The organism is Paenibacillus antarcticus (assembly GCF_001637225.1).
GTDB classification, from domain to species: Bacteria; Bacillota; Bacilli; order Paenibacillales; family Paenibacillaceae; genus Paenibacillus_AQ; species Paenibacillus_AQ antarcticus.
On the sequence record NZ_LVJI01000029.1, the window covers coordinates 21,590 to 46,258 of the forward strand.

Genomic DNA, 24,669 nt, shown 5'->3' on the forward strand with positions numbered 1-24,669 from the left:
TTAAATTAACATATATGTTATTTTAACGATTGATAGTGAGGAGATTATAGATGTTAAAAGCGAATGGGGAACCGAAATTTATGGCTTTATATGAAGCGCTGGCCAGTGAAGTTAGGTGGAGAATCATGGGGTTGATTGCTGATAGTGAGATTAATGTAAAGGATATTGCGGCAAAGCTAGAACTTAGCCCTTCTATTGTGACCATGCACATCCGAAAACTCGAACAAGCCGAATTGATCGAATGCCGCAGGGTACGTATAAATGGAGGGACACACAAAATGTGTTTCCTTAAACAAAAAAACATCGAAGTTGAACTGCCATCCAGTAACCAAACTGTGAGGATAAAAGAGCAGACGATTTCAGTCGGTCATTATACCGCTTTTGAAATCCATCCTACATGTGGGCTTGGGACCCAAGAAAAAGAAATTGGAATTTGGGATGAAGCTCGCTTCTTTCTCGATCCCGAGCGAGTTCATGCTGCCATTTTGTGGTTCGGGAGAGGATACGTAGAGTATAAAACACCTAACTATCTTCTTCCTGATGAAACGCCTGAGGCCATCGAAATTTCAATGGAACTAGCTTCTGAAGCCCCCGGATTGAGAGATCATTGGCCTTCGGATATCCGATTTACGTTTAACGGTGTTTTGCTTGGAACTTGGACCAGCCCTGCAGACTTCGGAAGAGCGGCTCGTGGCAAATATACGCCTGAATGGTGGCATAGAAATGTGAATCAATACGGATTGTTGAAGACTATACGCATAGACGCCCTAGGAACATCTATAGATGGAGAACGCATGTCGGACGTAACTATTAAGGATATCAAGCTAAAGGAACAATTCTGGACGCTACGTTTCACGGTGGACGAGAATTCTGTTAACGTTGGAGGATTGACGCTCTATGGAGCTGGATTCGGCAATCATGACCAAGATATTATAATCCGCATTTGTCTTAGCAATAGTATGTATTTTCAATTCTAAAAGACAAGAACACAGTCAGTGTACGGAAAGTCTAAGGGAATTGATTCAAGAGTATGTGGATAAGAATCCCAATATAGATCCAAATCGCATAACTCACCCCCTATCGGGAGAGTGCACAGAGAAATTCATTTTCAAGTTCGATGCCCTTCGAACACAATGGGAGATCGAAACCAGTAAACCGTTGAACAGCTACTTACAACAATACATCCTCGAACAAATTGAACAATTTGATGCCATATACTCACGATTCCGACATGACTCCATCATCACTCATATGGCTTCTGCCCATAAAGGAGGGAGTTTCCTCTTTCCCGATGACTCCATTGTCTTATTTGATCTTTACGATAAGCTCCACAAATTAAGTGAAGGAGCAGTGAATCCACTATTGGGTCGCGACCTAGAGTTGCTTTGGATACGATCAGTCCTATTCGTTCAAACCAGCCCCCGAGCTTATCATAAACGAGACAAGTGCTGGTGAAAGATATTATTAGAACGGGACATACACTTCATACTCTTCAGCCGCTACTGATTGACGTGGGAGCTGCTGGGAAGGGATATCTTGTGGATAATATCTCACAGATTCTGCAAGGAGTTGGGATTACCGACTTTGTTGTCGATGGAAGTGGAGACTTCCGTCATTCAGGTGAGTCCGGTATTCGAGTGGGACTTGAACACCCATTCAATGCTAGCTTAGTGATTGACATCGCTAACATAAAAAAACGGTCAATGTGTGCATCAGCGATTAATAGGCGAGCTTGGGGTGATAATTTGCATCACGTAATTGACGCAAGGACAGGGAAGCCTGTCCACATGGGTTGTCGCTGATGGTATGGCCACAGCTCTGTTTTTCACAAGAGGTGAACTTCTTTTGAAGGAGTTTCAATTTTCCTATGTACGAATGTTTAGTAATGGATGCGCTGAGATGTCTGAGAACTTCGATGGTGAGCTATTCGTTAACTAAATTAATAGTGAATCAACTTCCACAAATTGAGATCATGAATCAATTCATTATGCTTTTATGTCCCAATTTTTATCGGGCTTAATGATGCCAATTTATGCAGTTTATCGGGAAATTTAGTTATGGTGGACCTATCGTTATTATAGACCAGGGATTTGATACACCCCGGACAAATCAAGGGAAGAAAGGAAAATGTACACATGGATAAATGTGACTATTTTTAAGTTAAAACCTCGAAAATTTAGCCATAACTCATAGATTTATGTGCTTTTTAGCACCAAATGTATGCAATGCCTTAGCATTTTTAGTCTTTTAGCTCGTTCCAGTCAAAAAAACTCTGGATACAGCAATATGAAGCGGGTATTGATGGTTCTGAAAGAATAATTGAGATGTGAAAAAGATTGTAATTAAAAATGAAGTATGTATAATTAAGAGAAAAATAAATTTTGAATGTTTTCTAGGGTTCCGCGATTTCTAAATCGGCTGGTCCGAGAGAAAACTCACAGCCTATAGGTTGTGTCACGGAGGGATAAAAGCCTGGGAGATAAACTGTTGAGAGACAGTTTGTTTCCCAGGCTTTTTTATATTTTTGCTACATTTGATAAATACTTCATATGTAGCGTAATTCTGTAGAGGAGTGTGGAAGAAATGAACAAAACGTGGTTATCTGTCATTATTGCAGCGGTATTTGAGGTGGGATGGGTCATTGGATTGAAACATGCCAGTGGGACCCTAGAATGGGGAGCTACAGTGATCGCCATCATTGTAAGCTTCACTTTGATGATTAGAACTTCTCGATTCCTGCCTGTAGGAACTGTATACGCCGTTTTCGTTGGATTAGGTACTGCAGGTACTGTTTTTGCAGAAATTATTCTATTTGGTTCTCCTATCCAGATTGAAAAAATGGCGCTCGTTGCAGTGCTGCTCCTGGGTGTCATTGGCCTGAAAATGTTAAGCAAAGAGAAAAAAAAGGAGGAGGCATAATTCATGGATTGGGTATTTCTAATTTTAGCGGGGATATTTGAAATGTTCGGAGTCCTTATGATTAATAAGTTGAACAAAGACCGTAACTTGGTCTCATTCCTATTGTTAGTTGCAGGATTCGGCTTAAGCTTTTTGTTCTTGTCCTTTGCAATGGCAACTCTGCCGATGGGGACAGCATATGCCGTTTGGACAGGAATAGGAGCATCGGGAGGAGCTATTCTCGGAATGATCTTTTATGGTGAATCAAGAAATGTCCTGAGAATTGTATTTATTGCCATGGTGCTTGGATCTGCAGTAGGCTTGAAGTTAGTAAGCTAACTTCTTATTAAACTAACGGGTAGAATATTGCAACTTTGTGAGTATGTTTACGTTTATTAAGGAAGAGCTTGAAAAAGGATGTGTGTAATGAAGCGAAAAATTGCTTTTTCACTTACGATATTAACAATAATTGCAACTATATTCTCCATTTGGAACTTCATACCCAAGCGGTACTCAGAGACAGTAAATGGTGTTTATTATCAATTAGGAACGGAAGGAATAATCGAGAGTATAAAAGTACATCTTGATGGAAAATTGCAAAATCATATAAATGGCAATAGAACCTTTAAAGGTATCGTTTACTTTGAAGGAAGTAAGGTTCCTCAAATTCCTAAAGATAGAACAGAATTAGAGTTGCATTACGATGGTCATAATTTCACAACCATTTTCAACGCTTTTCGAATCATAGATGATAAAGGGAGAATAGAGCCTGATATTTTCACTTACGGTTGGCTATATACTGATGATAAATTCTCTGAATTTACAATTAAAGTTATGAATGATGATGACCAGTGGTCCCCATCAAACGGACTTATGATTACAGCACCAGCGAAAGATAGGCAGGAAGCAACGAAAAGGTCCCAAGAGTTAATCAAGGAGTTTGAAGGAAAGTAGAAAATGTTTGAACTAACGGACGGATTCTCCAATTAGACAATATCACTAGGAATAAGTGGGATTTCGTGGTATATATAGTGAAAAAGAAGTGTATCTTATTGACACGACTATGTACGACCGATTCCGACATTAATTAGGAGTGAATGCAATGGGAATACGAATAGTCATCATTGGTGTTGTCTGTGTAATTGGCTTAGTGTCAGGAACGATGGCTCTCGATAGTACAAATGCTAACTACGCAATCAATCAAAGCTCTGTACAAGCTCCTAACTTCCCTAAAAATGAAAGTGGACAGACATACGGATCTGCATCGGATGCCACTTCTCCATATACAGAACCGGATTTAATTAAAGCATATGGTGTAGACGGAACTAACGGATATGTGCTGAAAAAAGATTTGGACGGGGAGATGCCAACTACCCCTGAGGAAGCATTAGCTCAACAGAAGAGTAGACCAGCGGGTGGTCGTGACATCCCATTATATGACGTTGATGGTAAAACTGTAATTGGTGTCTTTCATATTGGATAATAGATACTGGGCAATACCCCGATAATCATAAAGACTCGTAAGCTAACGGGACACGATAGTTGAATAATACATTGATGAGCAGGTACTTTGGTAACCTGTTCTTTTTATTAAGCTAACGGGGCAGATTAATGGAACTTTTATGTATTTATAGTGTCTAAAACTATGAGTTTATTTGTTGATTATCATAGGCATTATTTGAGTAGAATTAAACAAAATGGAGGGGATGAACGTGGATAAGAAGAAGTATTTCATTCTAATGCCACCAATGTTATTACTTGGAATTTTTTTATTTTACTTTCTTCCAGCAAATCAGAGATCTTATGTTTTTTTAGCTCCTATTGTATTGTGGTTGATATATTACACTTGGATATTTATTGAAATAAAACACAAGAAAAAATTATAATTGGCTGTCATTGGATGCCAATGATCTATGCCCGTATGATTCAAAGAAAATGGATGAATTAAAATACATAAGCTGATCTTGTTGAAGATCAGCTTTTTTTGTTCTCCTAAGAGTAAGCGGGAATGGGTACATATTCTTGTCCTCGGATAGACAAAAAAAATGTCCAAGGACACTAAAGTGCCTACATAAGTAGTATCAGTAAAAGCTTGAGAAATCAGGATTTTTTATTTTTATGTAGGCAAATTGATGTCACGCTAAAATGCACTAATCTGCCTACATTATAGAATTTTGACATAAAGTTACCTACATAGTAGCGGTACTTTTGGTACTTTTATCTACTGATATTTACAAAGAATCTAAAGAGACGTTATACCGATGTGAAAACAAAAAAATATTGTTCGAGGAACAAGCTTTTGTAATGACATCATATGGATGATTATTATTTCTATATGCCTCGGGTTATAGAGCATGTTAAAAAAGTGTGTTGATCGAGGTTGTACTGAATTTCCAGAAGATACGGTCAGAATGACACTGTATTTTCGATGATTTAACAAATAAGAGATCAGCAGAATGTCATCGACAAGCATTTGTAAACGAAATTACCAATATACTTAGGAGTTTACATAAAGTATTTTACAGACTCTAAAGTTAGGTAATCAATTAGTTACGATGAATATAAGTAGACAAAGCGACTACTAAATTTAGAGATATTTAATCATCTGCAATACGTCGAACCTTATTATAAGTAAGGCAAAATTAGATTTAGTAGTCTGTAGGTAGAACTTAAAGGTGAATGGGTGTGCGCTCTTCATAATAGCAAAAGTTATATTTTCTTATGAGAGGAATTTAGGTATCGGTAGCAGTTCTCATTTATATTTACTAAATACATCCTTGTCCGCCTGGACATTTTCCAAGTAGACAATTTGTCCTGTTTCATTCAGCCGTGCAATATCAATGCCGGTTTTAGCGTACACAGAACCGTCTGAGCCCTGACCACATACCGCCCAATTCGTCTGGTAGCTGCCGTCCGGCTGCAGTTCCCATTTGTCCCACATATGTTTGATATCGCTGTTATGCTCATAGAAGGCTTTAATAAAACTTTCAAATCCTCTTCTGCTGGTACCGTTAAATACAATCTCTGCATCAGGCGTGAATAAGGAAAGCAAATCGGACAACGCGCGTTCTTCTATACGCGAAGCGTCAAACAAACGGAAATAATTATTTAAAGTAGTGGTCATTGATATTCCTCCTAAGATAAATCTGATTATAGTTCGAAAATTTTCAAACTGATAATAAGGATATTAGCATAATATTCAACCCTTTACAACAATCAGTTCGAAAAAAATCGAACATTGAAATGATTTGCTGCATGTGCTACTTTTAGGGTATGAAAATGCCAAACATTCCAAATTCTTCGGAAATCAGCCTGACTACAGTCTTTAACGCACTTGGAGATCCCATTCGTATGAAGATCGCCTATTGCTTGGCTAGTACGGGCGAGAAAAACTGTTCTACTTTTGAGGTAGGTCATATATCAAAATCAACGTTGTCCCATCATATCAAAGTATTACGGGAAGCAGGAGTCATTCAACCCCGAATTGCAGGGAAACAACATTTCTACTCTTTCAGAAAGGAGGATTTGAGTATCCGTTTTCCCGGACTTATGGATCTGATACTAAATAGTGCAGAAGTCGGAATACATAAGTCATCAATACAAGTAATAAATATTTCCGACCACAATTAATAACGAATAAATGAAAAAGAGGAGGTGAATGAACTTAATTCATAGATTTAAGGGCAACATAGGAAAAGTACAACAAACAATAAAGATTGCATTTGTTTTCCCTAAAATCATCTTCAGAGGGAATTAGGGCAGTGCGTTAATTAATTTATTTTCCATTTCGGAATCTAAGTAATAGACCGACGTTGCATTCAACTATCGGGAAACGTTAGTTGAAGATTTGTGCTTACGAAAACCGGATTCTCTTCTATAGTAAAGGGAATCCGGTTTTTTCATGCAAGAATTGTTTAGCTTATAGTATTTCGTTTCGTGAAGAGTGATTATTGGTGGTGGGGAATGGGATTTAATAATTATATGACCAGTTTTTTTGTCATTTATCGGATGAGTTTCTTGTCATCCGAGAATAAATAAAAAGAAGAAAATCAGACAAAAAATGTAAGAGGACAGGAACATATACCTGATGAAAGAAGTTTATGTATTGGCTCGTAGTTTCCATGACTAGTATTGCCTATTTGAAACCAATTGGTGGGCATGGATGTGAGTTCTGGGTCGCCATACGTGCAATTTTAGACCGCTGCAAAGATGTTTATGAAGGGCAATATTTGCTTGAAGAAATACCGTTATGTACAAATGCGAATATTATGGTAGCAGATACTTCAAATCAAGTTACTATTTTCGAAGTAGCAAGCTTTTCAAATTTCATCGTAGGGATTAAGGATTTAACCATAATAAGTGTTAAACAAATGATCCATACGTTTCTTATCTTGTCGCGATGAGAAACGTATGGATCATTTGCATTATCAGTCATGTCATTCTAATACGATTCTCCGTACTTTACACTTTCACATGAAATTCAGTGTGCAAGAAGACAATATAAGCGTTATTTGTCGCTTCCCGCCAATAGTTACATACTTGTGGATGTAGGTTGAAATTCGCCTGTCATATTGGGGTCTGGTTTTACTTTCGAAAAACTCATTTACAGATGATGAAAACGCTGTTACAATCATAAATGAGCATGAATGAGCACAAACGATCAATAATAATCACATAGATAAGACGATTGTAAGATATTTAGGCTGTGCTAGCGCCCTAAGGAGTGTGAAGATGATGCTGTTTGAGGAAGAAAGAAAGAAAAGAATCGTGGAGTTCCTGGAGAAACACTCTAGAGGATCGGTACAGGAGCTAAGTCAGGAGACAGGCGTATCCGAGTCCACTGTGCGCCGCGATCTTAAGGAACTTGAAGAAGAAAAACTACTGAAACGTACGCATGGCGGAGCAGTTTCACTACAAAGTGTTAACTTCGAAGCACCCTATTCCGATAAGGAAGATCGTTTCTTAGAAGAGAAGCAGCGGATAGCCTACAAGGCTGTAGAGATGATCCAGGAGGGTGATGCGATCCTGCTAGATGCAGGAACGACAACGCTGCAGATTGCCAAAGAATTAAAGAACATCTCAAATATTAAGGTTATCACCAACTCGATCATGGCTCTGAATGAGCTTAAGGATTGCCGCAATATTGAAGTCTCGATAACTGGTGGCATATTGCGCCCGGATACGATGGCTTTTGTTGGACCTATGACCGAGCATTCTCTAGATATGGTGAGAGTGGATATAGCATTTCTTGCCACGAACGGTCTGGATTTGCAAGAAGGTATTTCTACACCGAATATGCTAGAGGCAGCTACGAAGCGCAAAATGATTGCGATCGCAAAAAAGGTGGTTTTGCTTGCTGATCATAGCAAAATCGGGCAGGTGTCTTTCTGCAAAGTGGCTGATATTACCGAAATAGATTATTTGATTATGGATTCAGGTGCGCCGGCTAGCTTCATTCAGAAGTTCAAAGAAATAGGCGTTGACGTTACCTTAGTATGAAACGAATATGAAATTACTTAAGTTATGTGATCGGTAAAGGAATCAACGTAAGAGGATTTAGGAAAGTTAATTAGGGTTAAACTCGAAAATCAAAAAAATTGAGGGATAAATCATATGATCTATACAGTGACGCTTAACCCTTCCATTGATTATATCGTGGAAGTTGAAGATTTCAGACTAGGTAACTTGAACCGCATGAAACGTGATTTGAAGCTTCCGGGAGGGAAAGGAATTAACGTTTCACGTGTGCTGAATCAGCTTGAGGTTCAGAATAAAGCGATTGGTTTTCTCGGAGGATTCACCGGGCGATATATTGAGGAATGGTTACGTGAAGAGTCGATTTCAAGCGATTTCGTGTACGTCGCTGATGATACCCGGATTAACATTAAGCTCAAAGCAGGGCATGAAACAGAAATCAACGGCACTGGCCCGGTCATTCGTGAGAATGAAGCCGATGCCTTGCTACAGAAACTGGTCACGTTGACCGCGGATGATATTGTTATTTTGTCTGGTAGCGTGCCTCCATCACTTGGTGGAGATTTCTATGACAAGTTAATCTCTGTATGCAAGCAAAGTGAGGCAGAATTCGTTATAGACACTACCGGTACGGCGTTGAAAGAGGCCTTGGCCCATAAACCTCTGCTTGTAAAGCCGAACCATCACGAGCTCGCAGAGCTGTTTGGCGTAACGATAAACTCCAAGGAAGAGATTATCACTTACGGACGTAAGTTATTGGAAGCGGGAGCCAAGCATGTTCTGGTCTCCATGGCGGAAGAAGGGGCGCTATTCATCACAGGTAATGAGGTATACCATGCAGTTGCACCTGTGGGCAATGTGAAGAATTCGGTAGGTGCAGGGGATTCTATGATTGCCGGTTTCGTCGGCACCCTGTCTTTGACCGGAGATTTGCTCGAAGCTTTCCGCGCAGGGGTTGCTTCGGGAAGTGCAACTGCGTTCTCTGACGATTTGGCAGATCGAGAACACATTGAACAGTTACGGCCGTTAATTCAGATATCACAAGTATAAAAAAGTCAGAATTCAAAGTACTCAAGGGAGTTGTAAGATATGAAAATTACGGATCTAATGATAAAAGATACAATGATCATGGATTTAAAGGCTACAACAAAGGAAGCGGCAATTGATGAATTGATCGCTAGTCTTATGTCACACGGCCGTATCAATGATCCAATCCTATTTAAAGAAATGATTTTGAAGCGTGAAGCGGAGTCCAGCACGGGCATTGGTGGTGGGATTGCCATGCCGCATGCAAAAACTAAAGCTGTCAATGAACCAACTGTTGTTTTTGCCAAGAGTGCAAAAGGTGTGGACTTTGAATCGTTGGATGATGAACCAGCACAGATTTTCTTTATGATTGCCGCTCCCGAAGGGGCTGGTACTATGCATCTTCGTACACTTGCCGCATTGTCCAGACTACTGATCGATAGTGAATTTATCGAGAAACTGATGGCTACTCGGACGCCGGATGAAGTATCAGAGTTGTTTGATACAAAACAGGAGGAACAAATAGCTAAGGAAAACGAGAAAAAGAGGAAAGAGAAAGAGAAGGAAAATGAGAAAGGTAGCACAAAGTCAGAGCCTGAACGTGTAATTGTGGGCAATCCGGATTCACAAGCCTTCGTAGTCGCTGTTACTGCCTGCCCTACGGGAATTGCCCATACCTTCATGGCTGAAGATGCACTCAAGAAAAAGGCACTAGAAATGGGAGTCAACATTCGCGTGGAGACAAACGGTTCAGAGGGTGCTCAAAACATACTGACCGCTGATGAGATCCGGCGTGCAAGTGGTGTCATTGTTGCGGCTGATAAAAATGTGGAGATGGCCCGTTTCGATGGAAAACCAGTGCTGCAAAGACCGGTTAGTGACGGTATCCGCAAGTCAGAAGAGTTGATCCGCAGAGCGATGAATGGTGAAGCTCCGATCTACCACAGTGAAGGAAGAGGTGGCCGTGATGAACAGCCAACCGAGAAATCCGGTAGTATCGGTGGCAAAATATATAAGGATTTGATGAACGGAATATCTCACATGTTGCCGTTTGTAGTCGGCGGAGGTATCCTGCTGGCAATTTCCTTCCTGATCGAACAGATTGGAGGGGCAGACCACCCGTTATTCCAGCTACTACAGACGATCGGTGGAGGGGATGGTGCATTCCATTTTCTAATACCGGTTCTTGCTGGATTTATCGCTATTAGTATAGGTGACCGTCCGGCTCTGATGCCGGGTATGGTCGGTGGTTTAATGGCCTTAAATTCCAATGCCGGATTCCTTGGCGGCCTTGCTGCTGGTTTCTTGGCTGGTTATGTCGTCATCGGATTACGTAAACTGTTCGCTGGTCTTCCAAAAGCCCTCGAAGGTTTGAAGCCGATTATGCTATATCCAGTATTCGGGTTACTGATTACTGGAGGAATTATGTATTATCTGTTCGATCCTTTCTTTAGTTGGATCAATGTGGGTCTAATTGATGGACTTAACAGCCTTGGAACCACTAATGCTATTATTCTGGGTATGATCCTCGGTGGGATGATGTCAATTGATATGGGTGGCCCCTTCAATAAAGCCGCTTACACGTTCGCCATTGGGGTATTCACTACCAGCGGAAATACAAACGGATTTATGATGGCGGCTGTAATGGCGGGCGGGATGGTTCCCCCACTTGCCATCGCTCTTGCTACTACTTTTTTCAAGAATAAATTTACTGAATCGGAACGCAAATCAGGCGTAACGAACTACGTGCTTGGATTGTCATTCATTACCGAAGGGGCGATTCCATTCGCCGCTGCTGATCCACTTCGTGTTCTGACATCTTGTATTCTGGGTTCAGCCGTTGCGGGTGGTCTCACTCAGCTGTGGAATATTAACGTCCCAGCACCGCATGGTGGGATCTTCGTAGCTGCTCTTTCTAGTCATGCATTACTGTTCTTATTGGCTGTTCTAATCGGAGCGGTCATGTCGGGACTTATTCTCGGGCTCTGGAAGAAACCGCTAAAAGCGAAGTAATCCTATCTGTAACTCCTATTACTAGACAGAGGGATGTCCTAAGATTATTCACAATCTTAGGACATCAAATATTGAAAATAAAATTGCCGAGGTTGTCAGCGAGGCAAGAACATCGTCGATTGAAAGACGCCATTATAATATGGCGTCTTTTTGCCCTTCACATATTTATCCATATGAAATAAAAAATATTTCGGGAGATACAGATCAATGAAGCCACATTTATCCATACAGACTTATCTTATGTAGGAAGAGAAGAGAACGAGCGAACGTAAATGTCCGTTGTACCAATGTAGTTGCATAACTAACAGTATTGTTTTGATTAAATGCAGGAGTAGAAAAATACGGATCGAGCGGATATCTGTATCAACAGGCGGCTCTGGACGTTTCTTTAGGAGAATTCTACGAAAGACCCATTACGTATACGAAGTCGCTTTGAACCACGGTTCGTGAGAATATTTCGCGTTGCCTCCCTTCCAGGGCGGGAAGTTGCAGAGGAGATTTATAAGCTTGCTCTCGGTGAACTGTTCGCCCCGTTAGACTATGTTTGCAGACGAGCGACAGCTAACTTTCTCTATATGGGCAAGAGAAAAAATTGAATACGTGAAGTATTGCCAAGATGAACATTCTTTTACATGGACTACCTGACCATGAGATTCGCAAAAGTGATACGATTCGTGATCCAAAATTACTTGAAGATAACGAGCTGAGGTTATTTGACCGAGTGATTGCGAGTCCTCCATTTTCACTCAAAGAATGGGGGCGTGAGTCAGCCGAGCACGATACGTTTGGTCGTCTCCGCTTTGGGATCTGCCACAATCGCATTAAAGCTTTTCAGCGACGCCATTATTTCAGGCGAAATCTTAAGCGTTATAAAACGGGCATTCTCATTGAATGTAACTGCTATCGGATGTTGGGCTGATCGTCAAGCATTGATTAAGATTGAGCCAAATTTATTGATGTTAAATTCACTTGGAGATTGGTAATATAATGAATATAGCGCTTACTTGTAGGTTGTAATTGTGTAAGTAATGGAGCTATCTAACATATTCGATGACGAGGGAGAGTGATGACTATGTTTAAACAGGCCAAGATGATTATAGAAAAGGAGTATAAGTTAGCAGAGGTAGATCCTAGAATTTATAGCTCGTTCATCGAGCATTTGGGAAGAGCAGTATATGGGGGAATTTATGAGCCAGGTCATCCTTCAGCAGATGAACACGGATTCCGGCAGGATGTAGCTTCAATGATCGGAGAGATTGGTGTGCCGATGATTCGTTATCCGGGCGGCAATTTTGTATCCGGTTACAATTGGGAGGATGGCGTTGGGCCAGTGGCAGATCGTCCTCGGCGGCTTGAATTAGCATGGCGAACGACAGAACCGAATGAAGTCGGTACGAACGAATTTATCCGCTGGGCCAAAGGAATCCGTTCGGATGTCATGATGGCGGTAAATTTAGGGACTAAAGGCGTAGATGCCGCGCGAAATTTGCTTGAATATTGTAATCATCCATCCGGCTCCTATTATAGTGATCTACGCAGATCTCATGGCTTCGAACAACCACATGGCATAAAGACTTGGTGCCTGGGCAATGAGATGGACGGTCCTTGGCAAATTGGACAGAAGACGGCCACCGAGTATGGAAGACTGGCAAGTGAAACGGCTAAGGCGATGAGGTTGGTTGACCCAAGTATTGAACTGGTGGCTTGCGGAAGCTCATTCCGTTCTATGCCTACCTATGCTGAGTGGGAAGCAACTGTGCTGGATTATACTTATGAGCAAGTTGACTATCTATCCTTGCATACCTATTACGGAAATACAGAGAAGGATACGGCTAACTATCTGGCTAAATCGCTCGATATGGATCTTTTTATTAAAGAAATCGTGGCGGTGTGTGATTACATCAAGGCAAAGAAGCGCAGCAAGAAAACAATGAATCTATCCTTCGACGAATGGAATGTGTGGTTTCATACGCTGGAGTCGGATAAGCAGATCGATCCATGGCAAGTAGCTCCAGCTCAACTGGAGGATCAGTATACATTTGAAGACGCGTTGATGGTAGGTAGTATGCTGATTACTCTGCTGAATAACGCAGATCGTGTAAAAATCGCATGTTTGGCTCAGCTGGTCAACGTGATTGCACCGATCATGACTGTGAGCGAAGGCCCGGCTTGGCGACAAAGTATTTTCTATCCATATATGCACGCGTCCTTGTATGGCCGGGGAACCGTACTGCACCCTATCGTGTCCTCACCGCTATATGACAGTAAGGATTATACAGATGTACCGCTACTAGACTCTAGTGTGGTTTATAACGAAGAGAATGAAGAATTGGTTATTTTTGCGGTAAATAAAAGTCTGGAGGACACTTTGCTGCTGGAATGTGACGTTCGGGGGTTTGAAGGATATCGCGTGATTCAGCATACGGTGCTTGAGAACGTGGATGTAAAAGCAGTGAATACAGTAGAGCGGCAAGATACCGTAACTCCACATGATCAAGGGGATGCAAAGACGGATGCTGGGCGCCTGACTGTCTCTTTGTCCAAACTATCTTGGAATGTTATTCGTTTGCAGCGTGCTTAAGTAGCTACTTGCTTTGTTCGAACAATGAAAGGCCTGAAAGAGGAAGAAGCTTTCAACTTCCTCATCCAGGCCTTTTCATATATATTTACAGGTGAATTTTCGGCGTGAGTTAGCAGGAGAGATACCTTCCTTTTTGGAGAAGTAAGAAGAATAGTATGTAATATGATGGAAGCCAACCTCTTCAGCAATACGAGCGATAGTCCAGGAAGTCTGGTCATCAGCTTTTTGAATTGTTCTAGAGGGTAAGACAAGAGATATCTCATCGGTGTTACACATCCCGACAACTGGATGGCGATCACAAGTAGTGAGGTTACAGATCTTGTTATCGGAACCTATTATGTGAGATATAAGGAAACTGCAACTCACAACGCGAATGGTTCTCTGACGGTCGAAATAAGCAACCCGTCTGTAGAACCGACTGATCCAGTGCTTGAAGAAGTTAAGGGAGTAAAAGTTAACGGCTGGTGATAGAAAGTTGACCATAACATGGACCAATCCGTCATATGAGGACTTTGACCATGTTATGGTAACAGGTGGAGCAGGGATAGTTACACAAAACATCGGCGGTGGAGTTCATAGTGCTACCATCACCGGGCTTGTAAACGGAATTACCTATGCAATAACTTTGCAGACCGTTGATAAAATAGGCAATATTTCGACAGGCATCAATGTAAGCGGAACACCAGTGGCTAATTCACCATCTCCAATACCAACGCGGGAACCGGTGCCTCCAACAAAAATAAGATCGAAGGATGGAAACTTAACGTTGCCTGCGGGTAGTATCGGTGTGGTTAGCTTAGAGGATGAGGTTATAGTTTCTATTCCAGCAGGTGCAATAAGTAATGGGTTTATAATAAAAATAGTAAAGGTAGTGGAAACCCCAGATCTGACAGTGAATGGCGAAGTTCTAGTCAGTCCGGTCTTTGAGATTACCAAAGACTTCACCGGTAACTTTAACAAACCTATATCCCTAACTATTGTATTCAATTCATAAATTGTGAAGGACGGACAAAAGGTAGCCATATTCTATTATGCTGAAGTGAAGAAAATATGGGTTAAAGTCGGAGGTAAGGTTAATGGCAATCACTTTACGAAGTTTGCCGTATTTGTTGTAGAACAAACTTCATTTGTGCCTGTGAATCCGATTATTAATTTTAGTGATATAGCTGGACATGGGGCTAAGAACGGAATCGAGTAGGCCGTAAACAACGGTATCATCAAAGGTTATCCAAACGGTGCATTTATGCCAAATCACACGATAACTCAACTAGAATTTACTGTGATGCTGATGAGTGCGTTGAAGCTGGAAGGCGAGGGAACAGCACTAACCTTCACAGACACAGCGAAAATTGTAAAAGCAGTCTCGCAGGCACTGCAAGCAGGTATCATTAAAGGCTATGGAGACGGCAGTTTCCGTCCGAATGCAGAAATTACACATGCTGAAATGGCTGTGATGATCGCCAACATTTTGGGTCAATCAATCGTACAGAACGCAGTAACCAGCTTTGCAGACGATGCGAACATTCCAGCATGGGCGAAAGGTAGCTTTGCTTACATGAAGTAAGCAGGCATTATGAAAGGCAAGGGCAACAATCAATTCGCTCCACTGGACTATACCACAAGAGCTGAAGCTATAACGGTTCTGATGAACATGTTGGCGCTACAGATCAAGTAAGATAAGCATTACTGTATAGGGTAGAAAAGAGGGGGTGTCCCAAAAACCATTAATAAATGGCTAGGGACACCCTTTTTCTGTTGAAGCAAAATAGATGATGCGAGCAGACGCTCCGAGAACGGACCATTACTACTTAGAATTAGCAATGAAATGAATGAGTAAGTCTACGGATACAAAAGTCCTAACTATACAGTGAGATTTTGCTATAAATGAAGATAAATTTGCATTTCATTGTATTTCATTTACAAGTAAACTGGGTTGAATTACTAGTTCGTCCAGTAAGGAGTACCATCCACGCCCACCGTGATACAAAACGTATCTAAGCGGTCGTGGACAGATTATATGGATGACTCTGTAATAAGATAATTTTGAATGGGAACGCAGGTTATCTGCTTATTCACCATTCATACTTTAGAGTGAAAGAGAGGATGAATAGTTTGAAAAATCGAATTTATGCAAGAAGTATGGCTCTATTATTAGGATTTACGTTATTACCTACCTCAGCTATAGGCTATGCCTCATCCGTAAGCACTCAAGATATACAAAATGTATCGTTAACTTCTGCTTCAGTTGACGAGTTATTGAGTCAAAAAAATGTGACCGGTACTATTATTTCACAAAGTCAAATGACAGCAACAGCAACCAGTTCCTATACGGGGGAGGGTCCTGATAAGATGCTGGACGGCAATGTGAATACCAAATGGCATACTGATTGGTCTTCGAAATACATGCCGCTGCCGCATTCCGTTACGTTAAAACTCGGAAATACTTATTCAGATGTGTTCAAGTTGAGGTATTTACCCAGACAAGACAAGGATTTCAACGGAGTTATTACTAAGTTCGAAATATCCGTAAGTATGGACGGAACTAATTTCACAAAAGTGGCTGAAGGTCAATGGAAAGGGGATAAAAGTGAGAAGTCGGCATCGTTCCCCTCTGCTGGAGCGGCTTATGTAAAACTAACTGCTTTGGAATCGGTTAGCGATGCGAATAAACAATTTGGCTCTGCAGCCGAAATAAACATTGAGAGAAAGCAAGGATTTACGTTGGACAAAACAATGCTTCCTACGGTTTTGACGGGTGCTCAGGCATACGTGGACGCCTATGTGGGGAATGCTACCGTGCTTGACGGATTAAAGTCAATGATCGCGGAAGGTAACGTGTTAATGGGTAGTGCGTATGCAACACAGGAAAATATATATCGAATTATTGAATCGATTCGAACGGAACAGTCAGAAATCGACACCATCGGAAAGTTATCTACCTTTAGGCCGGGGCAAGTATGGCGGGATACGGAAGGCAATCCAATACAAGCTCACGGTGGTGGTATATTTTATCAAGAAAGTACCAAAACCTATTATTGGTACGGTGAGAATAAGGGAGCTCCGAACACTCCAGGTACAAACCGAGTAGACGTCATTGGAGTTTCGTGTTATTCATCTAAAGATTTGTATAACTGGAAGTACGAGGGTCTAGCATTGTCTGCGGATAGTTCGGTTGCTGGTAATGACCTGCATCCTTCCAGAGTGCTTGAGCGCCCGAAAGTGGTTTATAACGATACTACTAAAAAATATGTGATGTGGATGCATATCGACAGCGCCGATTATTCCTATGCCCGTGCCGGTGTAGCAGTAAGCGACACACCTGTCGGACCTTTCACCTATATTCGCAGCGAGCGACCTAACAATGCCATGAGCAGAGATATGACCGTTTACAAAGATGAGGATGGGAAGGCATATCTAATCTATTCATCCGAAAATAATGCAACGACATATATTTCGCTTCTTTCAGACGATTATTTAAGTCAATCAGGCACATTCACGAAAGTTTTTCCGCAACAGTTTAGGGAAGCCCCTGCGATGTTCAAATTGAATAATAAATACTATTTAGTGTCTTCAGGACAAAGCGGATGGGCGCCGAATGCAGCAAGCTATGCCATCGCAGACTCCCCACTAGGACCATTTACGACCATTGAAAATCCAGCAGTCGGCGAGAATGCTAATACGACCTTTTTCAGTCAAAGCACTCATGTTCTTCCTATTGCTGGAAAACAGGGTAAGTTTATCTTTATGGGCGACAGATGGAACGAAAATAATTTGCAGGATTCACGTTACGTTTGGCTACCGATGGAATTTAATAAAGATAGATTTACGTTCAAATGGAGCGATGAGTGGAATTTGAACGTATTTCAAGGGACAGTTAGCAACATCAGTGGTGTATCCGTAAGTACGGTAGAACAAGTGGCTCCAATCTTACCGACATCCGTCACGGTTACTTATTCCGACGGAACTTCGGGAGAGGCTGAAGTCACCTGGGAGGCTATTGATCCGTTACGTTATGCATCTGCAGGAACCTTTACGGTGAATGGGACAGTGGCAGGCACTGACATTCCGGCAAAAGTGACGGTTACTGTCACAGTCAAGGATGGGCAGACCAGATTAACGAGCACCGTGTCGAAAGTGACGCCGGGGCAAGAATTTGATTTGACATACGCTCTGAGCGGTATTAGCCAGGATGTCTTTGCGCAGGATCTGACGTTTGCCTACGATGCGAACCAACTGGACTTTGTATCGGCGGATTCGCTTCTGCAAGGATTCGAAGTGGTTGGTGCTTCGACAACGGAAGGTCAAGTTCATTTAGTTGCGGTAAACATAGGAGCTAACCATCAGGCGAATGGAGACTGGTTGAAGCTCAAATTCAGGGCCAAACCAATTCTGTCTGCAAGAGCGACAGTCACATTATCGAATGCAACGATTGCAGACGGTCAAGGAGCCGAAACTTCGTTAAGCGGCATATCTTCAAGCGTGCAAATCGATGTTATTGATAAAGCGGCTCTTGGCACATTGATCGCTGAAGCGCAAAGAAAACACGATGTGGCTATAGAAGGAAGCTTGCCAGGGCAGTATCTGTCTGGCTCGAAAGCTACTCTACAGGCTAGCATCAACAGCGCGAATACAGTGTTCAATAATACAGCTTCAACACAAGAACAAGTGGAGAAAGCTGTCCATGATCTGAACGCAGCGTTGCAAACCTTTGCCAATGCTATGGTTCCTCGTTCGTTGTATGATCTGACTAACGATGGAAAAATCAGTATCGGTGACCTTGCTGTCGTAGCAGCAGCTTACGGTAAAACTTCTACAGATGCAGATTGGGATTTACACAAAATCGCAGATGTTAATGATGACAAAAAAATAGACATCGAAGATCTTGCGGCTGTAGCACAGGAAATTTTGAAATAATAAGGGAAAGACAAGTAAGGATAAAATCATTGAATACCATAGAGAAGCGCTCCAATGTCATGACATTGGAGCGCTTTTTTTTATTAAGAATAATCAATTAGCGTTATACTCATACAAGTTTTCATGAAATTTCGTGAAAAGATGAATTACTGAATAATAAGATACGGAACATGATCAGAAATAATATCATCTGAAATTAGATAGTAGCATAGGTTCTCCGAGTAGAGCTGATGTTATATGCAAGGATAAGGAAGTAACAAAAAATATGTAAGAGGAGATAACAACACAAACTGTAAGAGGACAAGAATATATACCTAATGGAATCCGCGATGGGTGCGGATTTTTTATTTTATAGGTACAAGTTCTTGTCCTTTGCTCGAGACAAGAACTTGTACCGTTAGCCGCGGAGTTAATTCTTAATTGAATGGTATCGAAACTGCATTGAAGTTAGAGACACGCAGGGAGCTGAGCGTATTCTATTAACGGTGATCCGGTAAGATGTATCGGATGAGCAACTGGCAGAAATGATGCTGATGGCTTATGCACGAATGATTCAAAAAAATGGATAAGATAAAAACTACAGGCTGATCTTGTTAAAGATCAGCTTTTTTTGTTATCCTAAGAGGGAATAGGTACATGTTCTTGTCCTCCGACAACACAAAAGATGTAAGATGACAAGAATATAGTCTGATTAGTATCCGCCTAGATCGCGGTTTTTTTATTTTATCGGAACAGATTCTTGGCATTACGCATTGTCAAGAATCTGTTCCGATTGCCGTTTGAGGCCAAGAATATAGTCCGAATGCCGACGGAGATCATTTTAGCATACCAATAGATCTTTAGAGTTCCGATCTTTGTTGATGGAGAATCTCAATATACTTTACGGAAGTGCCATAGGATGGAAGGCTAAAGATAAAACCTCACAAAATGTTCCTAGTGATCCGTCTATATATGCATGTTCATCAAGTATTCAAATTTTGATTTAGTATGTGAATTTACAGAAATAAATGAAAAAGTAGGTCTTATACCCAATAGTAACCCACTTCATTTAAGTTTAGTGTTTGAGGTTCCTACAGGAAAAATATTAGGAGCACAAGCTATTGGAAAAGGAAATGCTGACAAACGAATCGACGTTATTGCAACTCTAATTACGATGGGGGAACACTAGAGGATTTGAAAGAGCTAGAGTTAACATACTCACCGATGTTCAGTACAGCTAAAGATGTTGTTAATCTGGCTGCTTTAGTAGCTTTAAACGTACTATACGATCGTTTTGAACAAATCCATGTTTCAGAGGTGCGTGATCTAGTAGAAAACAATGAAGTATTTATTGATGTACGCGAAAAAGAAGAATTTGCGAATGGACATTTGGTTAATGCGATAAACATTCCATTAAGTGAACTACGCGAGCGAATGAATGAAATCCCTTCAGATGTTCCAGTCTATGTTCACTGTCGCTCAGCACAAAGAAGCTATAACGCAGTAATGGCTCTAAGGAATAGTGGATACCATAATGCTATTAATGTTTCAGGATCTTTCCTTGGTATTTGTTTGTATGAATATTTCAATGATGTTACTAAAGAGCGAGAATCTATAGTGACAAAGTATAACTTTAAATAAGTAATGGAATATGGACAAATGCTGCGGGTTAACATCTAAAGTATTTTGGTAAGCTTACTGGTTGAAATTTGATGTTGACTTTATACCCTATAGGGTATAATATGAGTGTGTAAGAACGATAGCGAATATAAATAAGAAGGGAGTGTGTGTATGACATACGATAGCAAAGTCATAAATCGTGTCAAACGTATGGAAGGGCAATTAAGAGGTATTTTACGTATGATGGATGAAGGGAAAAATTGCAAAGAAGTCATTACACAACTTTCAGCTGTACGATCTGGATTAGATCATACGATTGGTGTCATTGTAAGTGAGAATTTAGTAGAATGCGTGCAAAATGCGGAAGGCGATCAATCCAAAATGAATGAGTCTATCCAAGAAGCCGTAAATCTACTCGTAAAAAGCCGATAATCTCGGCTTTATATTTTTAAATAATAAATACCCATACCAGTATGGGTAAAGGAGATCGAAATGGAAAAGAAAAGAACGACAATTGTGTTATTCAGTGGAGATTATGATAAGGCGATGGCTGCCTATATTATTGCCAATGGTGCTGCGGCTTATGATCATGAGGTAACAATCTTCCATACCTTTTGGGGAATTAATGCATTACGTAAACAAGCACCCATTGAAGTAAAAAAAGGATTCTTAGAAAAAATGTTTGGTAAAATGATGCCTCGTGGTGCTGAAAAGCTAGGTCTCTCCAACATGCAAATGCTGGGTATGGGTCCGAAGATGATCAAGCATGTTATGAAAAAACATAATGCGTTGTCATTAACACAACTTATTGAAATGGCTCAAGAGCAAGATATTAAGTTAATAACCTGTACGATGACGATGGATTTATTAGGCTTACAAAAGGAAGAACTATTAGATGGTGTGCATTATGCGGGGGTAGCAGCTTATCTTGCTGATGCAGAAAATGGTAATGTCAATCTATTTATCTGATAAGGAGGTGAAACATGGAGGCAGCCATTATTATTGCTATCCTCATTTTGTTTATCATTTGGCGGAAGTTGCCAACGAAAGGTATAAAGGCAATTACAGCTGAACAACTGAAGACGGTGTTAACTGAGAAAGATAAAGTATTTGTTGATGTTCGAACTTCAGGTGAATACAAAGGTCGTCATATTGCTCAGTTCAACAATATTCCACTTGGGTCTGATTTGTCAAAGCTGCCAAAGGATAAGGAAATTGTAGTGATTTGTCAAAGTGGAATGCGTAGCAATCAGGCATGTAAACAACTTATGAAATTAGGATATGATAAGGTTACTAACGTCCGTGGTGGCATGAATGCATGGAGAGGATGAGGGAAATGAAAGAGATTACAGTTCAAGAAGTACAACAAAGCATAGAAAATGGGAATAAACTGAATCTAATTGATGTTCGTGAGGTGTCTGAAGTACAAGAAGGTCACGTTCCTGGAAGTATCAATATTCCTTTAGGCTTACTTGAGTTTCGCTTACCTGAGCTAGACAAAAATACACCGTACATTATCATATGTCGTTCGGGTGGACGTAGCGGGCAAGCTACTGAATTTCTGAATTACCAAGGCTATAACGCTACCAATATGGTCGGTGGTATGTTGGCTTGGGAAGGCAAAGTTGAACAGTAAAAAAATTTGCGCAAAAAAATACACCGTGGGGTATTAGGAGGGATTCAGAATGGCAGTTAAAGCAGATGTTATGTTAGATGCAAAAGGCCTAGCTTGTCCAATGCCTATCGTCAAAACGAAAAAGGCAATGAACAATCTAGAAGAAGGTCAAATCTTAGAAGTGCAAGCAACAGATAAAGGTTCTAAAGCTGACATTGCAGCTTGGTCAGAATCAGTTGGTCACCAATATATAGGTACAACAGAAGATGAAGATGTGTTATATCATTACATTCGTAAATGTTCAAATGACACTCTGATAGAAAACACACATGAGCATACCATCGCTAATGAAGAGATTGTATCACGTGCAGCAAATGGTGGATACATTCTAGATGTACGTGAAGACGCGGAATATGCATTTGGTCATATCAAAGGGGCACAATCAATACCCATGGGTGAACTAGAATCACGCATGAATGAGCTAGATAAAAGTCAAGAAATCTATGTAATTTGTCGTACTGGCAAACGCAGTGATCTTGCAGCACAAAAGCTTGCAAACAATGGATTTGAAAAAGTGTATAACGTCTTACCAGGTATGACAGGTTGGAATGGAGACTTAACCAAATCAATATAATTTATGGAGGTTCAACATGTCAAACAAAGTAGCAATTATTTCAAGTAACGGTGGTCTTTTCGACGCATATAAAGTATTTAATATCGCAACAGCAGCAGCAGCCTCTGACAAAGAAGTAGCCATTTTCTTTACATTTGAAGGGTTGAATTTAATTCATAAGCGAGGTATGCATGGACTTCCCATGCCAGCTGGCAAAGAATTTATGGCAGAGGGATTTGCTAAAGCTAATATTCCAGCGATTCCTCAACTGGTTGAAATGGCACAAGAGTTGGGTGTGAAATTCATCGCTTGCCAAATGACTATGGATGTAATGAATCTAACAAAGGAAGACTTTGTAGATAATATTGATGTTGGTGGAGCAGTTACATTCCTAGAATTTGCAAAAGATGCTGCTCCAACATTAACTTTTTAGAGTATGAGCAACAAACTTAGTGAGAGGGTCTATCCTCTCACTAAAAAAAACAAAAAAATATACCTATGGGGGTAATGTGAGTGACAGTAACAAAATGGACAGCAGCTGATGTTGCTCGTAAAGTCATTGAAAATCAATCACTATTCATTTTGGATGTACGTAATGCAGATGCATTCCAAGACTGGAAAATCGAAGGACATCAATTCGATTATCTAAATATTCCTTATTTCGAATTATTGGATGGTGTAGAGGGCATATTGCCTCAAATTCCATCGGACAAAGATATATTAGTTGTTTGCGCTAAAGAAGGTTCATCCATTATGGTAGCTGAAATGTTGAGTGAAGCTGATACTACCCTATCACTAAGTTATTTAGAAGGTGGTATGAAATCTTGGAGTGGTTACTTAGAGCCAATAAAAGTAGCGGATCTTTCAGGTAACGGTGAATTATATCAATTTGTACGTTTAGGAAAAGGTTGTCTGTCCTATATGGTCATCTCTGAGGGTGAAGCAGCACTGATTGATGCCGTAAGATTTACTGAAGTATTCACAAGCTTTGCACAAGAGAAGAACGTTACAATTAAACACGTATTTGATACACATCTACATGCCGATCATATTTCAGGAGGGCGTTCTATTGCAGAGGCTACTGGAGCAACATACTACTTGCCTTCGAAGGATGCAGAAGAAGTCGTATTTGATTATACGCCGCTTGAGGATGGGTTAACGGTTCAACTTGGTGCTTCAAACATTGATGTAGGTGCACTATACTCACCAGGTCATACCATTGGATCAACTTCATTTGTAGTAGACGGTAAGTATCTATTAACAGGTGATATTCTATTCATTGATTCTATTGGTCGTCCTGACTTAGCTGGCCTTGCGGATGATTGGGTAGGGGATCTTCGTGATACATTATATCGTCGTTATCGAGGACTTGCAGAGGACTTAATTGTTCTACCAGCACATTTTATGATTATCGATGAATTGAATGAAGATGGTACGGTTGCGAAACGATTAGGTGATTTACTCGCTGATAATCACGGTTTGAATATTGAAGATGAGCGTGAATTCCGTAGTATAGTAACCGATCATTTACCACCACAACCGAATGCTTATCAGCAAATTCGTCAAGTAAATATGGGGAAAATTACTCCAGATTATGATGAACAAACCGAAATGGAAATTGGTCCAAACCGTTGTGCAGTACGTTAATTCATTAACATGAAATAAATAGCATACAAAAAATTGAAATGAGGTTATTTAAAATGAAAGCAGACAAAGTAGTAGACGCAAAAGGACTAGCATGTCCTATGCCAATCGTTAGAACAAAAAAGGCAATGGATTCCGTTGCTTCAGGTGAAGTAGTAGAGATTCATGTAACTGACAAAGGTGCACTTGCAGATTTTCCAGCTTGGGCAAATGCAGGTGGACATACAATTTTAGAACAATCGGAAGACGCCGGCGTATTTAAATTCTATATAAAAAAAGCGTAATTGGTTC

Annotated in this window: 29 protein-coding genes, 3 pseudogenes and 1 riboswitch; of the genes and pseudogenes, 30 read left to right on the plus strand and 2 right to left on the minus strand. The window is 40.7% G+C overall.

What is annotated here, in order from left to right; translation table 11 throughout:
* The first annotated feature begins 50 nt into the window (after window positions 1-50).
* The 6 genes from PBAT_RS18540 (at window position 51) to PBAT_RS18565 (ending at window position 4,381) form a co-directional block, all read left to right on the plus strand.
* The gene (locus PBAT_RS18540; RefSeq protein WP_068651702.1) at window positions 51-977 is read left to right on the plus strand and encodes an ArsR/SmtB family transcription factor; all 927 of its coding nucleotides are present in this window, start codon (window positions 51-53) and stop codon (window positions 975-977) included.
* 474 nt (window positions 978-1,451) lie between these two features.
* On the plus strand, window positions 1,452-1,802 hold the full coding sequence (locus tag PBAT_RS25795) for an FAD:protein FMN transferase (RefSeq protein ID WP_211267840.1): 351 nt from the start codon (window positions 1,452-1,454) through the stop codon (window positions 1,800-1,802).
* Between the two features lie 579 nt (window positions 1,803-2,381).
* Window positions 2,382-2,481: riboswitch (guanidine-I (ykkC/yxkD leader) on the plus strand.
* Window positions 2,482-2,583: 102 nt separating this feature from the next.
* A complete protein-coding gene (locus PBAT_RS18550; protein WP_068651704.1) occupies window positions 2,584-2,919 on the plus strand; it encodes a DMT family transporter in 336 nt (111 codons plus the stop codon).
* 3 nt (window positions 2,920-2,922) lie between these two features.
* A complete protein-coding gene (locus PBAT_RS18555) occupies window positions 2,923-3,237 on the plus strand; it encodes a DMT family transporter (protein ID WP_068651706.1) in 315 nt (104 codons plus the stop codon).
* Window positions 3,238-3,324: 87 nt separating this feature from the next.
* Window positions 3,325-3,852 (plus strand): hypothetical protein, encoded by a 528-nt coding sequence (locus PBAT_RS18560; protein WP_068651708.1) that lies wholly within the window; start codon window positions 3,325-3,327, stop codon window positions 3,850-3,852.
* A 148-nt stretch (window positions 3,853-4,000) separates the two neighbouring features.
* Window positions 4,001-4,381: a hypothetical protein gene (locus PBAT_RS18565; protein WP_068651710.1), complete on the plus strand. Its 381-nt coding sequence runs from the start codon at window positions 4,001-4,003 to the stop codon at window positions 4,379-4,381.
* A 1,269-nt stretch (window positions 4,382-5,650) separates the two neighbouring features.
* On the opposite strand, the gene PBAT_RS18575 is transcribed toward PBAT_RS18565, so the two are convergent.
* Window positions 5,651-6,022, minus strand: coding sequence for a nuclear transport factor 2 family protein (locus PBAT_RS18575; protein WP_068651714.1), 372 nt, complete (start codon window positions 6,020-6,022; stop codon window positions 5,651-5,653).
* A 149-nt stretch (window positions 6,023-6,171) separates the two neighbouring features.
* Between PBAT_RS18575 and PBAT_RS18580 the strand changes: the two genes are divergently transcribed.
* The 8 genes and pseudogenes from PBAT_RS18580 (at window position 6,172) to arfA (ending at window position 13,993) form a co-directional block, all read left to right on the plus strand.
* Complete coding sequence (locus PBAT_RS18580) at window positions 6,172-6,528, plus strand: ArsR/SmtB family transcription factor (protein ID WP_068651716.1); 357 nt, start codon at window positions 6,172-6,174, stop codon at window positions 6,526-6,528.
* A 491-nt stretch (window positions 6,529-7,019) separates the two neighbouring features.
* Window positions 7,020-7,301 (plus strand): carcinine hydrolase/isopenicillin-N N-acyltransferase family protein, encoded by a 282-nt coding sequence (locus tag PBAT_RS18585; RefSeq protein ID WP_248912440.1) that lies wholly within the window; start codon window positions 7,020-7,022, stop codon window positions 7,299-7,301.
* Between the two features lie 322 nt (window positions 7,302-7,623).
* Window positions 7,624-8,397: a DeoR/GlpR family DNA-binding transcription regulator gene (locus PBAT_RS18590; protein ID WP_338045640.1), complete on the plus strand. Its 774-nt coding sequence runs from the start codon at window positions 7,624-7,626 to the stop codon at window positions 8,395-8,397.
* Between the two features lie 114 nt (window positions 8,398-8,511).
* Window positions 8,512-9,423, plus strand: coding sequence for a 1-phosphofructokinase (gene pfkB / locus PBAT_RS18595; protein WP_068651720.1), 912 nt, complete (start codon window positions 8,512-8,514; stop codon window positions 9,421-9,423).
* A gap of 39 nt (window positions 9,424-9,462) precedes the next feature.
* On the plus strand, window positions 9,463-11,412 hold the full coding sequence (locus PBAT_RS18600; RefSeq protein ID WP_068651722.1) for a PTS fructose transporter subunit IIABC: 1,950 nt from the start codon (window positions 9,463-9,465) through the stop codon (window positions 11,410-11,412).
* Between the two features lie 565 nt (window positions 11,413-11,977).
* A pseudogene (locus tag PBAT_RS26035) lies at window positions 11,978-12,220 on the plus strand (N-6 DNA methylase); the annotation flags it as partial.
* Entirely contained in the window at window positions 12,174-12,395 is a 222-nt protein-coding gene (locus PBAT_RS26040) for a hypothetical protein (protein WP_246168247.1), read from the plus strand. The pseudogene PBAT_RS26035 and the gene PBAT_RS26040, both read left to right, overlap by 47 nt.
* Before the next feature lie 83 nt (window positions 12,396-12,478).
* Window positions 12,479-13,993, plus strand: coding sequence for an arabinosylfuranosidase ArfA (gene arfA, locus PBAT_RS18610; RefSeq protein ID WP_068651726.1), 1,515 nt, complete (start codon window positions 12,479-12,481; stop codon window positions 13,991-13,993).
* A 75-nt stretch (window positions 13,994-14,068) separates the two neighbouring features.
* Here arfA and PBAT_RS18615 read toward each other — a convergent pair whose 3' ends face one another.
* Window positions 14,069-14,269 (minus strand): AraC family transcriptional regulator, encoded by a 201-nt coding sequence (locus tag PBAT_RS18615; RefSeq protein ID WP_246169014.1) that lies wholly within the window; start codon window positions 14,267-14,269, stop codon window positions 14,069-14,071.
* Between the two features lie 12 nt (window positions 14,270-14,281).
* On the opposite strand from PBAT_RS18615, the gene PBAT_RS18620 reads away from it, so the two are divergent.
* From PBAT_RS18620 to PBAT_RS18680, 16 genes and pseudogenes are all read left to right on the plus strand, one after another.
* Window positions 14,282-14,461, plus strand: coding sequence for a hypothetical protein (locus PBAT_RS18620; protein ID WP_068651730.1), 180 nt, complete (start codon window positions 14,282-14,284; stop codon window positions 14,459-14,461).
* 7 nt (window positions 14,462-14,468) lie between these two features.
* Entirely contained in the window at window positions 14,469-14,987 is a 519-nt protein-coding gene (locus PBAT_RS18625) for a hypothetical protein (RefSeq protein WP_068651732.1), read from the plus strand.
* Window positions 14,988-14,990: 3 nt separating this feature from the next.
* Window positions 14,991-15,191, plus strand: a complete 201-nt coding sequence (locus PBAT_RS25330; protein ID WP_149466343.1) for a hypothetical protein — start codon at window positions 14,991-14,993, stop codon at window positions 15,189-15,191.
* A 12-nt stretch (window positions 15,192-15,203) separates the two neighbouring features.
* Window positions 15,204-15,260 (plus strand): annotated as a pseudogene (locus PBAT_RS26320) (S-layer homology domain-containing protein); the annotation flags it as partial.
* Window positions 15,261-15,275: 15 nt separating this feature from the next.
* Window positions 15,276-15,557: an S-layer homology domain-containing protein gene (locus PBAT_RS18630; protein WP_068651734.1), complete on the plus strand. Its 282-nt coding sequence runs from the start codon at window positions 15,276-15,278 to the stop codon at window positions 15,555-15,557.
* 9 nt (window positions 15,558-15,566) lie between these two features.
* Window positions 15,567-15,668, plus strand: a complete 102-nt coding sequence (locus PBAT_RS24895) for an S-layer homology domain-containing protein (protein ID WP_084403248.1) — start codon at window positions 15,567-15,569, stop codon at window positions 15,666-15,668.
* 437 nt (window positions 15,669-16,105) lie between these two features.
* Window positions 16,106-18,907, plus strand: coding sequence for a discoidin domain-containing protein (locus PBAT_RS18635; protein WP_068651736.1), 2,802 nt, complete (start codon window positions 16,106-16,108; stop codon window positions 18,905-18,907).
* A 976-nt stretch (window positions 18,908-19,883) separates the two neighbouring features.
* A pseudogene (locus tag PBAT_RS18640) lies at window positions 19,884-20,527 on the plus strand (rhodanese-like domain-containing protein); the annotation flags it as partial.
* Between the two features lie 150 nt (window positions 20,528-20,677).
* Window positions 20,678-20,938 (plus strand): metal-sensitive transcriptional regulator, encoded by a 261-nt coding sequence (locus PBAT_RS18645; RefSeq protein WP_068651738.1) that lies wholly within the window; start codon window positions 20,678-20,680, stop codon window positions 20,936-20,938.
* A gap of 60 nt (window positions 20,939-20,998) precedes the next feature.
* The gene (locus PBAT_RS18650) at window positions 20,999-21,475 is read left to right on the plus strand and encodes a DsrE/DsrF/DrsH-like family protein (protein WP_068651740.1); all 477 of its coding nucleotides are present in this window, start codon (window positions 20,999-21,001) and stop codon (window positions 21,473-21,475) included.
* Between the two features lie 14 nt (window positions 21,476-21,489).
* Window positions 21,490-21,837, plus strand: a complete 348-nt coding sequence (locus tag PBAT_RS18655; RefSeq protein WP_068651742.1) for a rhodanese-like domain-containing protein — start codon at window positions 21,490-21,492, stop codon at window positions 21,835-21,837.
* 5 nt (window positions 21,838-21,842) lie between these two features.
* On the plus strand, window positions 21,843-22,142 hold the full coding sequence (locus PBAT_RS18660) for a rhodanese-like domain-containing protein (RefSeq protein ID WP_068651765.1): 300 nt from the start codon (window positions 21,843-21,845) through the stop codon (window positions 22,140-22,142).
* Between the two features lie 49 nt (window positions 22,143-22,191).
* Window positions 22,192-22,755 (plus strand): sulfurtransferase TusA family protein, encoded by a 564-nt coding sequence (locus tag PBAT_RS18665; RefSeq protein WP_068651744.1) that lies wholly within the window; start codon window positions 22,192-22,194, stop codon window positions 22,753-22,755.
* 16 nt (window positions 22,756-22,771) lie between these two features.
* Window positions 22,772-23,167, plus strand: a complete 396-nt coding sequence (locus PBAT_RS18670) for a DsrE/DsrF/DrsH-like family protein (protein WP_068651746.1) — start codon at window positions 22,772-22,774, stop codon at window positions 23,165-23,167.
* Between the two features lie 80 nt (window positions 23,168-23,247).
* Complete coding sequence (locus PBAT_RS18675) at window positions 23,248-24,381, plus strand: MBL fold metallo-hydrolase (protein WP_068651748.1); 1,134 nt, start codon at window positions 23,248-23,250, stop codon at window positions 24,379-24,381.
* 53 nt (window positions 24,382-24,434) lie between these two features.
* Window positions 24,435-24,662, plus strand: a complete 228-nt coding sequence (locus PBAT_RS18680) for a sulfurtransferase TusA family protein (RefSeq protein WP_068651750.1) — start codon at window positions 24,435-24,437, stop codon at window positions 24,660-24,662.
* Window positions 24,663-24,669 lie beyond the last annotated feature (7 nt).

Excerpts from the sequence above, each read along its gene's own strand:
- arfA (WP_068651726.1), top strand. The coding sequence starts at position 12,479 with ATGACTATGTTTAAACAGGCCAAGATGATTATAGAAAAGGAGTATAAG.
- PBAT_RS18555 (WP_068651706.1), top strand. The coding sequence starts at position 2,923 with ATGGATTGGGTATTTCTAATTTTAGCGGGGATATTTGAAATGTTCGGA.
- PBAT_RS18575 (WP_068651714.1), bottom strand. The coding sequence starts at position 6,022 with ATGACCACTACTTTAAATAATTATTTCCGTTTGTTTGACGCTTCGCGT.
- PBAT_RS18630 (WP_068651734.1), top strand. The coding sequence starts at position 15,276 with ATGCTGATGAGTGCGTTGAAGCTGGAAGGCGAGGGAACAGCACTAACC.
- PBAT_RS18680 (WP_068651750.1), top strand. The coding sequence starts at position 24,435 with ATGAAAGCAGACAAAGTAGTAGACGCAAAAGGACTAGCATGTCCTATG.
- PBAT_RS18620 (WP_068651730.1), top strand. The coding sequence starts at position 14,282 with ATGGCGATCACAAGTAGTGAGGTTACAGATCTTGTTATCGGAACCTAT.
- PBAT_RS18660 (WP_068651765.1), top strand. The coding sequence starts at position 21,843 with ATGAAAGAGATTACAGTTCAAGAAGTACAACAAAGCATAGAAAATGGG.
- PBAT_RS24895 (WP_084403248.1), top strand. The coding sequence starts at position 15,567 with ATGAAAGGCAAGGGCAACAATCAATTCGCTCCACTGGACTATACCACA.
- PBAT_RS18665 (WP_068651744.1), top strand. The coding sequence starts at position 22,192 with ATGGCAGTTAAAGCAGATGTTATGTTAGATGCAAAAGGCCTAGCTTGT.
- PBAT_RS18540 (WP_068651702.1), top strand. The coding sequence starts at position 51 with ATGTTAAAAGCGAATGGGGAACCGAAATTTATGGCTTTATATGAAGCG.
- pfkB (WP_068651720.1), top strand. The coding sequence starts at position 8,512 with ATGATCTATACAGTGACGCTTAACCCTTCCATTGATTATATCGTGGAA.
- PBAT_RS18560 (WP_068651708.1), top strand. The coding sequence starts at position 3,325 with ATGAAGCGAAAAATTGCTTTTTCACTTACGATATTAACAATAATTGCA.
- PBAT_RS18585 (WP_248912440.1), top strand. The coding sequence starts at position 7,020 with ATGACTAGTATTGCCTATTTGAAACCAATTGGTGGGCATGGATGTGAG.
- PBAT_RS18670 (WP_068651746.1), top strand. The coding sequence starts at position 22,772 with ATGTCAAACAAAGTAGCAATTATTTCAAGTAACGGTGGTCTTTTCGAC.
- PBAT_RS18655 (WP_068651742.1), top strand. The coding sequence starts at position 21,490 with ATGGAGGCAGCCATTATTATTGCTATCCTCATTTTGTTTATCATTTGG.
- PBAT_RS18550 (WP_068651704.1), top strand. The coding sequence starts at position 2,584 with ATGAACAAAACGTGGTTATCTGTCATTATTGCAGCGGTATTTGAGGTG.
- PBAT_RS18645 (WP_068651738.1), top strand. The coding sequence starts at position 20,678 with ATGACATACGATAGCAAAGTCATAAATCGTGTCAAACGTATGGAAGGG.
- PBAT_RS18650 (WP_068651740.1), top strand. The coding sequence starts at position 20,999 with ATGGAAAAGAAAAGAACGACAATTGTGTTATTCAGTGGAGATTATGAT.
- PBAT_RS18565 (WP_068651710.1), top strand. The coding sequence starts at position 4,001 with ATGGGAATACGAATAGTCATCATTGGTGTTGTCTGTGTAATTGGCTTA.
- PBAT_RS18580 (WP_068651716.1), top strand. The coding sequence starts at position 6,172 with ATGAAAATGCCAAACATTCCAAATTCTTCGGAAATCAGCCTGACTACA.
- PBAT_RS18615 (WP_246169014.1), bottom strand. The coding sequence starts at position 14,269 with ATGTGTAACACCGATGAGATATCTCTTGTCTTACCCTCTAGAACAATT.
- PBAT_RS18600 (WP_068651722.1), top strand. The coding sequence starts at position 9,463 with ATGAAAATTACGGATCTAATGATAAAAGATACAATGATCATGGATTTA.